The sequence below is a fragment of the Neptunomonas antarctica genome, assembly GCF_001305295.1.
Taxonomy (GTDB): Bacteria; Pseudomonadota; Gammaproteobacteria; order Pseudomonadales; family Balneatricaceae; genus Neptunomonas; species Neptunomonas antarctica.
The window spans coordinates 285,930-299,743 of record NZ_LJSI01000053.1 but is presented as its reverse complement, the minus strand read 5'-3'; the positions used below and the strand labels follow the sequence as shown (position 1 = coordinate 299,743).

At 47.2% G+C, this 13,814-nt stretch carries 15 protein-coding genes; 8 read left to right on the top strand and 7 right to left on the bottom strand.

The features are described 5' to 3' along the window. Positions 1 to 10: 10 nt before the first annotated feature. Positions 11 to 217 (bottom strand): DUF2909 family protein, encoded by a 207-nt coding sequence (locus tag Nant_RS16145; protein WP_054342678.1) that lies wholly within the window; start codon positions 215 to 217, stop codon positions 11 to 13. On the opposite strand from Nant_RS16145, the gene Nant_RS16140 reads away from it, so the two are divergent. From Nant_RS16140 to Nant_RS16120, 5 genes are all read left to right on the top strand, one after another. Continuing rightward, a complete protein-coding gene (locus Nant_RS16140) occupies positions 216 to 959 on the top strand; it encodes an SURF1 family protein (protein WP_054342677.1) in 744 nt (247 codons plus the stop codon). The genes Nant_RS16145 and Nant_RS16140 overlap by 2 nt on opposite strands. Next, the gene (locus tag Nant_RS16135; RefSeq protein ID WP_054342676.1) at positions 956 to 1,456 is read left to right on the top strand and encodes a hypothetical protein; all 501 of its coding nucleotides are present in this window, start codon (positions 956 to 958) and stop codon (positions 1,454 to 1,456) included. Before Nant_RS16140 ends, Nant_RS16135 begins: the two co-directional genes overlap by 4 nt. 59 nt (positions 1,457 to 1,515) lie before the next feature. Further along, on the top strand, positions 1,516 to 2,652 hold the full coding sequence (locus Nant_RS16130) for a COX15/CtaA family protein (protein WP_076495894.1): 1,137 nt from the start codon (positions 1,516 to 1,518) through the stop codon (positions 2,650 to 2,652). After that, entirely contained in the window at positions 2,639 to 3,553 is a 915-nt protein-coding gene (cyoE, locus tag Nant_RS16125) for a heme o synthase (RefSeq protein ID WP_054342675.1), read from the top strand. The genes Nant_RS16130 and cyoE overlap by 14 nt, the downstream gene beginning before the upstream one ends. A gap of 283 nt (positions 3,554 to 3,836) precedes the next feature. Further along, positions 3,837 to 4,442 carry a Yip1 family protein gene (locus Nant_RS16120; RefSeq protein ID WP_054342674.1) on the top strand — a complete coding sequence of 202 codons (606 nt, stop codon included), beginning with the start codon at positions 3,837 to 3,839 and terminating at the stop codon, positions 4,440 to 4,442. 147 nt (positions 4,443 to 4,589) lie between these two features. Here Nant_RS16120 and Nant_RS16115 read toward each other — a convergent pair whose 3' ends face one another. Continuing rightward, entirely contained in the window at positions 4,590 to 5,456 is an 867-nt protein-coding gene (locus Nant_RS16115) for an aminotransferase class IV (protein WP_054342673.1), read from the bottom strand. A gap of 427 nt (positions 5,457 to 5,883) precedes the next feature. On the opposite strand from Nant_RS16115, the gene Nant_RS16110 reads away from it, so the two are divergent. Next, positions 5,884 to 6,795 carry a LysR family transcriptional regulator gene (locus Nant_RS16110; RefSeq protein WP_238377173.1) on the top strand — a complete coding sequence of 304 codons (912 nt, stop codon included), beginning with the start codon at positions 5,884 to 5,886 and terminating at the stop codon, positions 6,793 to 6,795. A 5-nt stretch (positions 6,796 to 6,800) separates the two neighbouring features. On the opposite strand, the gene Nant_RS16105 is transcribed toward Nant_RS16110, so the two are convergent. From Nant_RS16105 to Nant_RS16085, 5 genes are read right to left on the bottom strand one after another with little or no spacing between them, the layout of a single operon-like run. Continuing rightward, the gene (locus Nant_RS16105) at positions 6,801 to 7,640 is read right to left on the bottom strand and encodes a DUF4392 domain-containing protein (RefSeq protein WP_054343252.1); all 840 of its coding nucleotides are present in this window, start codon (positions 7,638 to 7,640) and stop codon (positions 6,801 to 6,803) included. Between the two features lie 37 nt (positions 7,641 to 7,677). Next, positions 7,678 to 8,616, bottom strand: coding sequence for a 5-oxoprolinase subunit C family protein (locus Nant_RS16100; RefSeq protein WP_054342672.1), 939 nt, complete (start codon positions 8,614 to 8,616; stop codon positions 7,678 to 7,680). Further along, the gene (pxpB, locus tag Nant_RS16095) at positions 8,613 to 9,290 is read right to left on the bottom strand and encodes a 5-oxoprolinase subunit PxpB (protein ID WP_054342671.1); all 678 of its coding nucleotides are present in this window, start codon (positions 9,288 to 9,290) and stop codon (positions 8,613 to 8,615) included. The genes Nant_RS16100 and pxpB overlap by 4 nt, the downstream gene beginning before the upstream one ends. Beyond that, entirely contained in the window at positions 9,291 to 10,034 is a 744-nt protein-coding gene (locus tag Nant_RS16090; RefSeq protein ID WP_054342670.1) for a 5-oxoprolinase subunit PxpA, read from the bottom strand. It abuts the gene before it with no gap. Between the two features lie 20 nt (positions 10,035 to 10,054). Beyond that, on the bottom strand, positions 10,055 to 10,843 hold the full coding sequence (locus Nant_RS16085; protein ID WP_054342669.1) for a putative hydro-lyase: 789 nt from the start codon (positions 10,841 to 10,843) through the stop codon (positions 10,055 to 10,057). Positions 10,844 to 11,084: 241 nt separating this feature from the next. Here Nant_RS16085 and Nant_RS16080 point away from each other — a divergent pair, with 241 nt between their 5' ends. Further along, on the top strand, positions 11,085 to 12,935 hold the full coding sequence (locus Nant_RS16080; protein ID WP_054342668.1) for a cation:proton antiporter: 1,851 nt from the start codon (positions 11,085 to 11,087) through the stop codon (positions 12,933 to 12,935). Further along, positions 12,932 to 13,798, top strand: coding sequence for an NAD-dependent protein deacetylase (locus Nant_RS16075; protein ID WP_082400330.1), 867 nt, complete (start codon positions 12,932 to 12,934; stop codon positions 13,796 to 13,798). The genes Nant_RS16080 and Nant_RS16075 overlap by 4 nt, the downstream gene beginning before the upstream one ends. Positions 13,799 to 13,814 lie beyond the last annotated feature (16 nt).

The following is a 13,814-nucleotide window of genomic DNA, read 5'->3' as shown; positions in this document are numbered from 1 at the left end:
GGCATTCTGATCAGAGCCAAGGTGCATGAGAGACCAGATGGCCACTCAGAAAACCATAAACAACCAGTACCAGTAACAGCACGCAAAACAGAACGCGTAAGTACAGTGAGTAAATAATACGGCGGGATTTACCACGATCCCGAATAAGAAAAAACAATCCGGAAAACAAACTGACGACAGCACCAATAAAAAGTAACAGGAGCAGAAGCTTAATCATGAGTGACCTCCAATGCGGCTATATCAACAGTAAATACCGACACACGGATCTATTCAAGTGGATAGTGGCAGTGCAGGCGTTGATTATCTGTTCATTGCTGGTGGGGCTGGGGAACTGGCAACTACAGCGCGCTAACGAGAAAGAGCAGCTGCTGATGAAATTTTCTAACGCACAAACGAAGCAAAGTATCAGTGACGATCAGATTCATCGCTTCGATAAGATTGAACTCAGCGGCACACTCATGACTCATCGCTTTTTCCTACTGGATAACCGCACCTGGCAAGGAAAAGTAGGTTACGAACTGATCGCAGCACTACAGCCTGATTCAGGCAAGTCACTTCAACTCGTGAGTTTGGGATGGTTGGCTGCAACAAGCGACCGAAACCAGCTTCCTTCCATCGTTATCCCAGACAACCAATTCAACTTTACCGCGTATGCCGACCACCCTTCCCAGCCTTTATTGTTGACCGCCGATCGATGGGCGGAGGGTTGGCCAAAACGCATACAACAGGTTGATCTTAAAAAAATTGCGGTCGCACTCAACACACCCGCCTCTGCATGGCTGTTTCGTCCTGTATCGCCGCCCCTGCAAGAACTGACGCTGACATGGAAACCGGTTGTATTACCCCCAGAACGGCATATCGGCTATGCCGTTCAGTGGTTTGGACTCGCCGTCGCATGGCTCATCTGCAGCATGGTGCTCGCATGGAAAATGTTTATAAATAAGGAGGCAACATCATGAATCGTTTGAATTTCTGGTTAATCTGGCTATTTGGGGCAGGTCCGATGCTACTGGCGATGCTGCTCTACTTTAACGGATTTTCACCTTCAGCCACCAGCCAACATGGCGCACTCCTTCAGCCAGGACAAACACTCAGCGACTTGAAGCTGATTGATCGTAAAGGAGAGGCATGGCAAGCCAATGGTAAATGGCAACTACTACTGACCAGTGACGCGGAGTGTACAGGCCGCTGCGCCTATTGGCAGACACAACTACCACAGGTAAATCAAGCATTAGGCAAAGACAGAGACAGAGTTCTATGGACGCTGGTTAACAGTGCACAATCAACGTCATCATCGACAGTACAACTTAATAGTGAGCAGCAATCCCAGTTGGGAGAGGCCCTGTGGTTGGCAGATCCGTTTGGCAATCTGGTTTTACACTATTCATTAGAACAGTCACCTAAAGATTTACTTAAAGACCTTAAACGTTTACTTAAAGTCTCTCGGATAGGCTAGTCACTTAAGGTTTCGAGATTAATAAACAATAGATTAGACGACTGTAAGGAGTACGCACTATGCAGCGTAGTTTATGGGTTCTGGTCAATATAGCCTTGCTACTTGCCCTCGTGGTAGTGTTGCTTGGCGGCTGGACACGCCTGAATTATGCAGGATTGAGCTGCCCGGACTGGCCCGGATGCTTCGGTTCACTGGTGCCACCCAGTGCAGCGGAGAGCATGCAACAAGCGCAGACGGACTTTCCGGGTCACATCATCGACACCCACAAAGGCTGGCTGGAGATGATCCATCGTTATGCGGCAGGCACGCTGGGTTTACTTATTCTGGGAATTGCACTGCTCAGCTACAAAATGCGTAAGATTCAAGTCACACCTAGCAATCTACCGGCATTGTTACTGGTTTTAGTCATAATCCAGGCACTGTTTGGTATGTGGACTGTTACACTAAAATTACTCCCTCCTATTGTCACACTGCATTTACTAGGCGGCTTACTGACGCTGACCTTGCTGTTTACTTTACGCGCCCAACTACAGCGTACGGCCAAGATTTCTATGTCGTCTAGGCCGCCGTCTGCAACTTCAAATCGACCATTAAACCCCTGGCTACGCTACCAGATATTAGCCGGTGTATGTCTCCTCTTTATACAATTGGCTTTGGGCGGCTGGACCAGTTCCAACTATGCGGGTTGGGCATGCTCTGACTGGTTTTTTTGTCATCAGGAAAAGAACATTTCACTCGACTTTGCCCGTGGATTTCAACTTATAGGTGAGTTGAAAAACAATAGCACAGCCAATTTTGAAACCAGCATTCAAAGCAACACTCACACCAATTATGAAGGAGGGTTGTTACCACTCGAAGCCAGAGCGGCTATTCAGATGACTCATCGCTTCGTCGCACTCGTGTTAATTAGTTATATCATTTGGCTCTGGTGGACCATCCGCCGACAAACAACAGCGTTCAATCGCCCCATTCAACTGGTGTTATTTCTTTCTATTACTCAGGCAGGGCTTGGTATTGCCAATATTATCTGGGCAGTTCCGCTGCCTTTGGCAACCGCGCATCATGCAGGAGCAGTGGCTTTACTGCTAGCCATGCTATGGCTTTATCAGCGTAGTATTAGTTTTTTTCAGTGCAGTACTAATATCCAACAGTGCAGCACTGGGCTCTCTCAGGAGGTGACACATGGAACAATCTGATCATATTACTCACTCAGCAACTCTCAGAACCGCGCTTCATTGGCGGGATTATCTGGGGCTGTGTAAGCTTAAAGTTGTCGCAGTCATGCTACTCACCGTACTTGTCGGTATGTGCCTTGCGACACCCGAGTTCCCACCACTCAATATCATATTCTGGGGCATGACGGGTATTGGACTGGCATCTTGCTCAGCAGCAGCCGTCAATCATGTGGTAGACAGTCATATTGATGAAAAAATGGCGCGAACACGTCATCGCCCACTACCACAAGGCAAAATCACACATCAGCAAGCCCTCTGGTTTGCTGCCATCATAGGCATAGCGGGTATCTCTTCTCTGGTGATTTTCATCAACCCTCTTACGGCGTGGTTAACGCTGGCGTCCCTGATTGGCTATGCGGTGATCTATTCTATGTGGCTAAAACGTGCGACGCCGCAAAATATTGTGATCGGTGGAGTAGCCGGTGCTGCTCCGCCGCTACTCGGCTGGGTGGCTGTTACAGGCACATTGGAACCTAATAGTTTGCTTCTTATGCTGATTATCTTTGCATGGACCCCTCCCCACTTTTGGGCGCTATGCCTCGCACGTAAAGCCGACTATCAAAAAGCCGGTATCCCAATGCTCCCTGTCACGCACGGTGACGCCTTCACCAAACTGCAGATCATGCTTTACACGCTGTTGATGATTGCTACAACCGCATTTCCTTACCTCACGCACCTCAGCGGTGAATTGTATCTGGCCGGTGTGGTTGCTCTGAATTTACGATTTATACAGTGGGCATGGCGCGTGTACAAAAGTGATGAAAAGCAAATTGCGATGGCCATGTTCAGATACAGCATCACCTACATTATGCTGCTGTTTGTCGTCTTATTAATCGATCATTACTATGTGATTTTTTCATAATCGTATCGGGGAAAAAATGATTTATACGAATTAAAAATATTTGAGTACAACTATAAACCGGAGAACGAGACTAATAGTAAAGCTAAGAGTAGAACTAATAATAAAATTAAAAATAAAAATAAGGTCAAAATTGAGTGGAGACTGAGCCAGAGAGCAAAAAAGGGTACGAAACAAAGAGCAAAACCAAGAGCAAAACCAAAAATTTAAGTTCAGCATTAACTAAAGCGTAAAACAGATAGGCGTTTCACCTGGGCAGGCGATAACGCCACAAGGGAGAAAAAACATGTTTATTCATCATATGATGGGCATTCTCTACCATCCAAAAAAAGAATGGGAAGTGATTAAAAACGAACACTATTCGGCCACCCATGTGTTCATAGCTCAAATCAGTATATTGGCAGCCATTCCTGCCATATCACTGTTTATCGGTACCACCCAGATCGGCTGGAGTATTGCGGGAGGTGAGTTTATCAAACTCAATTCATCCAGCGCAATAATAGCTGCCATCGCGTTCTACTTTGCCATGTGGATTGCCGTCGGCTTAATCGCCTATGCCATTCGCTGGATGGAGAAAACCTATGGAGGAAATGCGTCATATGAAGACTGCCTGTTACTCACTACCTTTACAGCAACACCTATGTTCCTGGCCGGTCTTTCTGGCCTATACCCCATGTTATGGCTGAACGTAATGGTGGTTTTGGCAGCTCTCACCTACAGCATCTATCTGCTTTATACCGGGGTGCCGGTAATTATGCAGATACCGGAAGATCGTGCGTTCTTATTCGCTACATCAGTACTGACAGTAGGTTTATGTGTACTAGTGGGTTTAATGGCGTCTACGGTCATTCTGTGGAGTACTGTCATACCCCTTAACTATATTTCAGGATAAGGGATAGATTGCAGGATAAGAAGTTCTTGTAGAATCAGAATCTACACCTTTGCAGGTCACTTTTAAAAGGGCTTTAAAAATACTTTAAAAAATAAAAAAGCCCCGGCACTTTATCAGTGGCCGGAGCTTTTTACAGGTCACACAGATTTAGCTGTTGGTAAACTTAGCGGCTGTATAAAGACGGAAAGCCGCCTCCCATACAGGGCCTGCTTTTCCATCACCTACCGGCGTGCCATCAATATGCGTAATCGGCGCGATCTCTTTAGAAGAGCTGCTGATCCAAACTTCATCGGCGTTATGGACTTCATCCATGGTAACAGTGCGTTCTTCTACCTTAATTGAACCGTCAGCTTTTAAGCTATCAATGATGATACGACGCGTGATACCTGGCAGAATCTGGTTGTCCTGAATTGGTGTAATAACCACACCATCTTTAACAATGAAAGCATTAACTGAGCTGCCTTCAGTCAATTCATTATTTGCGTTATACAACAAGCACTCACTATTACCTGATGCATGGCCTTGTTGAAAATGCATAACATTACCCAATAGTGCTGTGGATTTGATATGACATCTTTTCCAACGCAGGTCTTCCGACGTAGTCACTGTATAACCATGTACCTTTTCACGATCAACTGGCTCAGGATCTTTAATATCGAATGTAAAACAAAAAATAGTTGGCTCTACATTTTCAGGGTAGGCATGAAAACGTTTAACGTCTGTGCCACGTGATACATGAACGTAGATGCCCAAGTTGTTAGTAGCACCCGCGTTACGTGCAATCAGGTCATCCAACAGAACTTTCCATTGATCAGCTGACTTATTACACTTGATTTCAATCGCCGCCAAACCATCAATCATGCGTTCAATATGAGGGACCAAACCGACGGATTTTCCATCGTAGTATGGAATCACTTCATAAATACCATCACCAAACAGGAAACCACGATCCAGAGGCGAAATGCGGGCTTCTGCCAGTGGCAGGTATTCACCGTTTAAGTATGCGATGCTCATATTCATTTACCTCTATTGTGCTTGCTAGGGTATTTGCGGACGGACGGCAGGCAGTCAATATGAGGCTTGCCAAGTCTGCACAGTATTCGTTGAAGACGTTCTTAAACTCAAGACGACTTCCCTGATTTTTTAAAATCAAAGAAGGTTTATATTACGAAAAGTGGATTATTTGCAAGTAGACAAAAAATTAAAAAAAGAACACCTAAAAACAACGAAAAAACAGATTTTTCCACTAAATAAATGGCTTTAAACAGGTAATAAACCCCCATTAAAATTCATTCTGAAATCTTACAACTAAAAGTTTTATCAGAAAACAACCTCTATCCTATCAAGAATATCGAGCCAATTGAAAGCACTCTTAATACCGCAAAAATCTCCGCACTATTAAACCATCAGCCGGGGCAATATACTTTACCGCATTCTTCTTATGGCTTTCAGTAATGCTATGCGCCTACGTAATCTCGCCACCTTTATTCAAGTAGCTCGTCTTGGCAGTTTCCACGCGGCCTCGCAGCAATTACATGCCAGTCAACCGGCTATCTCTGCACGTATTGTCGCTCTTGAAGAGGAGCTGGGCGTTAAGCTATTCATGCGTGACAAAAGCGGGACACGAATTACCGCTTGGGGAAGCCAATTACTACCTTATGCTGAAAAATTGCTGGCCATTAGCCAAGAAATGAAAGCGCAGGTACGCCAAGATAAACCACAGAAAGGAACAATGCGAATCGGCATAGCGGATACACTGGCTCATTTATGGCTATCCTCATTACTGAAACACTGGCAGGAACAACATCCACTCATCTCATTTGAGTTAACCAGTGACGTTACCCCGACGCTGATGCTGCAACTTCAGAATCACCAGATCGATTTTGCTTTGATGGTAGCCGAACAAAGTATTCCGCCTACGCTGGTCGTTGATCCCTTGTGTAGCTACCCACAATGCTGGGTCGCCACACCAGAGAGTGCTTTATCCAGAGAAACGCTGTGCAGCCTGGAAGATCTGGCTAAAACTCCCATTTTGAGTTTCCCCAGAGACAGCCGCCCCTGGCATTATTTACAGCAATTATTTAGCCCATTGAATGAACCGCCCGTGATTCATACCTGTAGCTCGGTAGCCAACCTGCTTAATTTAATTAAACAAGGCATTGGTATCGCTCTACTGCCCACACCCTTGGTTGAGCAGTCATTGAAAACGGGAGAACTCATACGTCTTAAAACAGATGCCGAACCGCCAGAACTTGCATTTTGTTATAGCTGGCGGCTTGATGACGACCGTCTACTACCCCGGTTACTGGCAGATAGCAGCCGTGCCATTATGCAATTTCCTGTTTCAGGCTAATTCGATCAAGCCATCCCGATAATCTGACGAAGCTGTAATAATACGGCTTCGCCTTCCGATGGATCAAGACCATCTTCAGTCAACTCATTCTGACGGGTAACGCCATCGACACTGCCAAGCCCGGAAAGATATTCAAGGATCTCACGTGGTTTAACGCTTGCCAATAAATCAATATCATTCATGACACTCAACATTGCCATGATGCCATAAGCCCCCCAGTTAGAGACGTCAGCGATCAGTAATTCATCCACACAGGTAGCCGAAGGTACGATATTCAGCCCTTGCAAAGCGTCCGCGATATTACCCATGCCGATTTCATTACCGCCATCGCCAATACCAATGGTCGGGCACTTAGCGTTATTAATAAACGTATCGAAACAGGCCGTGCGAGCACTGATACTTTCACCGCGCATATTATAATAACCACCGTCCGCCGCCTGACCTGGACGTTCGATGGATAACACCGCATCGGGCTGATAATGATACAGTGCTTTAAACGCTTCCAGAGTACGCTCCTGATGCTCACCCACACGGATTTCATGAACCCGATAGTTTTGCATCAGCGCCTGTGAAACCGGTGGACCACAGACTATGATAGGTGTGGCTCCCAAGGTTTCTAACGCATTATAAAGGGCAATGGCACCTACGGGACCATCAGTTTCAAACGTATCGATCACAGGGAAACCCGTACCGATAAGAACATGACCTTTACATTTATTTAGAATCCGCGCCGCACGCAAGTAGTAACCGGTCTGCAATGCCTGCTGTACCGTTTTCATTCCACGTGGATTACGTGCCACCAGTGCATCTTCAATTTTCAAACTCAATGCGGCGCCATCAACCATTTTTTTATTGCTCACTTTACTTCTCCAACCATTGAGTTCAGGCGATACGCAGTACATCAGTTGTGACAAAACGTCGTTCAGCCAAACAAAGAATATTATGTGCCAACTCCAGGCTAATCTCTTCAAAACAGACTTTCGCGCCGGGCAGTTGTTGTGATAATTGTGCAGTATCCAATGCGATTACAGACCCCATTTTTGGATAGCCACCAATCGTTTGACGGTCATTTAACAAGACTATCGGTTGACCATCGGCCGGTATCTGAATCGCTCCATGACAAATCCCTTCAGAGAGCATGCCGCTCATTGTCGATGTAACCGCTTGCCCGGCCAACCGGAATCCCATGCGGTCCGCACTACTGGTGAGCGTATATTCGCTGGAAAAAAATAACTGTTGCTGGACACGATCAAACGCCTGGTGCTGATAACCCAGCACCACCCGTAATGTCGGGCTGCGCGAATAGTCAGGCTGCTCTGATTCGGGTAACGCCCATAAGGCACCTGAATACGATGACTGGCAGGGCAAGAAATCACCCGGTTGTAGTTTTTGTCCTTGTAAACCACCGATCATTTCACGCGTCACCGTAGACGTACTGGAGAAAGATTGCTTAATTTCAAATCCTCCCGCAACGGCCAGATAAGCACGTGCACCGGAAGTTGCAAAACCCAGTTCAATTTTATCGCCCGCTTTAACCCGATGGCTACACCAGCGCGGCATTTGTTGCCCATTAATTTTAAAGGGCATGACGGCACCACAAACAGCCACACGGGTATCGACTTGTGCTTCAAGAACCAAGCCTCCAATACTGACTTCCAATGCGGTTGTATTAAGATCGTTTTCACAGAGTCGGTTTGCCCATTTAAAGGCGTGAGCATCCAACGGACCACCTGTTGTCAAACCAATGCGGTGATGGCCATAGCGCCCACCATCTTGTATCAGCGTCAGAAGACCCGGCTGAACTACCTTAAAGCCCTTCATAGTTCGCCTCCCAACGCTAAAAACTCATGCCTATCGATAGCCGAAAACTGCACGCGATCACCGACTTGTACCGGCATGGTGGGATCGGCATCAGGATTAAACATTCGGGTGGGGCACAAGCCAATCAAATTCCAGCCACCAGGAGAAACCGCAGGATAAACTGCGGTTTGCCGGTCAGCAATGGCGACAGCACCACGCGGTACTTTAAGTCGGGGGGTGCTCAAACGCGGTGCAGCAATGCGCGCATCTACCTCACCCAGATAAGCGAATCCTGGCGCAAAACCGATAGCATAAACGCGATATTCCATCGCACTATGAATGCTGATTACCTCTTCAACGCTTAGCTGCGCACGCACGGCTAGCGCTTCCAGATCAGGACCAGACTCAACACTGTAATAGACAGGCAAAGTAATAACCTGACCTTCCTGCTGTGTAGCATTGCCCAGCTGGGCCAGCATTTCACGGATATGACGACGCACTGCATAGTGATCCGTTTTAAGCGGATTATAAATCACCAATAATGACGCGTAAGAGGGCACCATATCGATCAGACTATCGGCCATCACCGCTTCCAGTCGAGCGGCAGCTTGCTGCACCTGAGCGGACACCTTAGGGTCAGCCGTTTCGCCAAAATAGATAATCAGGGAGTTTTCGCCTGCAATTTCAACTTTCATCTAGGCATTATTCCCAGAGATCAATCGACGGATCTCTTCGATAGACTCTACGCCGGCTATGTTATCGCCATGCACACACAGAGTATCAGCATGCAAATTTAAGGTATGACCACTCACGCTGGTTACCGTACCCGTGTTTGCCAGTTGTATGACTTGAGCCAGCATTTTTTCCTTATTATGCACCGCACCTTCTTGTGTGCGAGATAGCAGCTTGCCATCATCGGCATAACAACGGTCAGCAAACGCTTCAAACCACAGATTCAGTCCCAACTGAGCCGCTTCCGCACGATGCTGCTGTGCTTCAGGCGTGCCTTGCAACATCAATACAATAGGACGATGATAGCTGGCCACGGCCTGCATAATACTTTTACGCACAGCCGTATCCGCCATCATATCGTTGTATAACGCACCATGCGGTTTAACATACTCTAACGATAGCCCCATCGAAGCGGCCATACCATCTAACGCCGCTATCTGATAAAGCATCAGCGCCTGGATTTCGGCATCACTGGCCTTTACCGAGCGACGGCCGAAACCGACCAAATCAGGGTAACCCGGGTGCGCACCTATACTCACGCCATGTGCTTTGGCTAGCGTCAGAGTCTTCTGCATTACCAAAGGATCACCGGCATGAAAACCACAGGCAATATTCGCCTGATCAATATGCGGCATCACCGCGCTGTCCATTCCCATAGTCCAGGAACCGAAACTCTCACCTAAATCACAATTTAGTTTTAACGCCATGTTCATTCTCCTGACAACGATTACATAATAGCCAGATGGCTGTTAGGGATATCTGTCACCAGCATATGCCCCGGGCTATGTGTAATACAAAACGGCGGACGCGCTTCTTCAATCGCCACCTGAGGCGTAACACCACAGGCCCAAAAAACGGGTACTTCGCCGTCTTTAATAGTCACCGCATCACCAAAGTCCGGCTGGTTAATATTACTGATGCCAATATCAGCAGGGTTACCAAAGTGCAGCGGCGCACCATGCACAGACGGAAAACGGGTACAGATCTGAATCGCACGAATCGCATCTTTTGGCTTCATCGGACGCATACTGACAACCGTTGTACCACTAAAGCGCCCTGCGGGTCGGCATGCAATATTAGTTCGGTACATAGGTACATTAACGCCTTCGCTAATATTACGCACTTCCAGTCCATCAGCAATCAGCGCCTCCTCAAACGAGAAAGAACAACCCAGTAAAAAAGTCACCAGATCATCACGCCAAAATTCGCGGACATCTGTAACTTCTTGCGTCAGTACACCGTTTTCGTAAATACGATAACGCGGCAGATCACTTCGGATATCAAGATCCCTACCCAGGTCCGGCAGTAGGAAATCTCCCGGATTAGCAGACATTCCAATAACAGGGCAGGGTTTAGGATTCAGCTGACAAAATTGTAAAAATTCATTCGCCCACTCTTTTGGCATAATTGCCAGATTACCTTGCACAAATCCTTGAGCGTAACCGGAAGTATTAGCGGTGAATTCACCCGTGCGAATCAACTGACGAAGATCATAAGGGGAGATATTAACGTCCATAGCCTGCCTCTATTCTGTGTACTATTTAAACAATTTACTCATCAGCATAGCTTGCTCTGCAATGCTACTCACTGTCTAATGAAAAATAATTATTAGAACTGATAGATTTTATTTATCAGAACTTTTTATCTCAATAAAAACACACCCATCATTCGACCCCTCTGCATTACACACATCACTGGATTTTCATCGAGAAGCCAGTAAAGTGATTAATACAGCTTTAATCATAGCGAATCAATCGATGCAACTTTCAGATACTTCTTTACTGGCGCTTATTGCGCTAAGTAGCATAGCCTGCCAATGGCTCGCCTGGCGGCTGAAGTTACCAGCCATTCTGTTTTTATTATTAACCGGTATTATCTTAGGGCCGGTGAGCCACACGCTCGATCCTGACGCTCTTTTTGGCGACTTACTATTTCCTTTTGTGTCGTTATCTATCGCTATTATTCTATTTGAAGGCAGCCTGACACTGCATTTTAACGAGGTACGCGAGGTCAGCGGCGTTGTCCGACGGCTAGTGACCGCAGGCGCATTAATTACCTGGTCATTAATTGCACTCGCCTCTTATTGGATCATTGGCTTGCCCGCTGAACTCGCTGCGCTGTTTGGCGCACTGGTAGTAGTCACAGGCCCGACGGTTATTATCCCGATGCTGCGTACATTGCGTGCCACCCGCCGCATCGCCAACGTGTTGCGCTGGGAAGGGATCATTATTGATCCGATAGGCGCTCTGATGGCCGTTCTCGTTTTTGAGTGGGTGATCTCCAGCCAGCAAGCCAGCGGTTTAATATCACATACCCTACTGCTTTTTGGTGAGATTATTTTGATAGGCGCAGGCTTAGGTGCATTAGCTGCATTGGCACTGGCCTATGTCATCCGTCATCACTGGCTACCCGAATATTTACAGGCCTTTGGCACATTAGCATTAGTGCTCACGACCTTTACTTTATCCAACCATTTGGCCCATGAATCAGGGTTATTGGCCGTCACTATCATGGGAATATGGCTAGCTAACGCCAAAGGCATTTATATCGATGAAATACTCTCGTTTAAAGAAAATCTAACCCTATTACTCATCTCCGGTTTATTTATTCTATTAGCTGCACGCCTGAACCTGGACAGCCTGCTGGCACTGGGCATACCGGCCCTGGGGTTGCTCGCCATCATCCAGTTTGTGGTACGCCCTATTTCCGTCGGGCTATGTAGTATCGGCAGTGATCTGAGTTGGCAAGAAAGAAGTTTGATCGCCTGGGTAGGGCCTCGTGGTATTGTGGCGGCAGCCGTGTCTGTCTTTTTTGCGCTGCGCTTAGAAGAAAACGGCTATGCCAACGCCGATATACTAACCGCACTCACCTTCTCAGTGATTATCGGCACCGTTGTATTCCAGAGTGCGACGGCACGCTTTATCGCCCAGAAGCTCGGCGTGACTGAACCTGAATCGACAGGACTGGTAATTGTTGGTGCGAATAAGGTAGCACGCGCCATTGCACAGGCTTTAGTGCAGCAAGGCGTTCCTACACTACTGATTGACCCTAGCTGGGAGAATATCAAAGAAGCTCGCATGGCGGGTCTTAAAGTACTGCATGGAAACCCTCTTTCAACATGGGTCTCAGAAAAACTGGAACTCGGCGGCTATGGGCAACTGCTCGCGGCAACCCCACAACATGAAATTAACACGTTGGTCTGTTTGCATTTCAGGAGAGAGTTCGAAACTCGCTTCATATATTCTATTAAAACAGAAAAACCAAATACTCTACCCTCCAGACACGCCGTGGCCTCTGATCTTCAGGGAAAAATCATGGGTAGGGATGGCTTTTCATTCAGAAAGCTCTCGAGTCTAATCAGCCAGAACGCCTCAATTAAAGCCCCGATTAAAGCCCCGATTAAAGCCCCGATTAAAGCGACCAGGCTGACGGCCGATTACACACTGGAACACTGGGAAAAGGATAACCCCCAGCGCTCATTACTGATGGCGATAACACCCGACGCTCGGCTACGGTTTTTTAGCCCCGATAAAACTCTGGCAACCTCTGAGGGCTGGACCCTGTTATCAATCGAATATCCGGCAACGGCGGAAAAAACAACCGTATGAATAACATCGTTTTGGCACAAACTTCGGCAATACTTTCGGCAACCGATACCGCACAAGGCGCTGCTGAAAAACTGCAGGCCTTTATCGATAATCACCCGCGTTTAGTCGTCCTGACAGGCGCAGGTATCAGCACCGATTCGGGCATTCCTGATTACCGGGATCACAATGCACAATGGAAGCGAAAACAACCCGTACAACATCATGATTTTATGACTAGCCTGGCAACACGTCAGCGTTTTTGGGCACGTAGCTTGATTGGCTGGCCGGTCATGCGAGATGCGCAACCGAATAAAGGGCATTTCATATTAGCCGAACTTGAGCAGACGGATCGAATCGATTTGTTGATTACACAAAACGTCGATGGATTACACCAACGTGCTGGTCAAAAGAACATTATTGATCTGCACGGACGCTCTGACCGGGTGCTCTGTATGCATTGTGCCGCGCGCTATTCGCGCAATCAAACCCATGAATGGATGCAAGCACTGAATCCCAACTTCAAAAACCTTCAGGCGGATGCGGCTCCCGATGGCGATGCAGACTTAGAAGATATAGACTTTAGTCTATTTAAAGTCAGCGATTGCCCAACGTGTGCTGGTACACTGAAGCCCGACGTCGTCTTTTTTGGCGACAACGTACCGCGCGCGCAAGTTGAACATTCATTAGCACGCCTACAGCAAGCGGATGGCTTACTGGTCATTGGCTCATCTCTGATGGTCTACTCGGGCTTTCGATTTTGCAAACGAGCTCATGAGTGGCACATTCCTATTGCGGCCTTAACGCTGGGGAAAACACGTGCAGATGAAATACTCACATTAAAACTCAACACCCCGATCAACGCCACATTAGAACGGCTACTGTAAGCCTTCTTAAACCCTA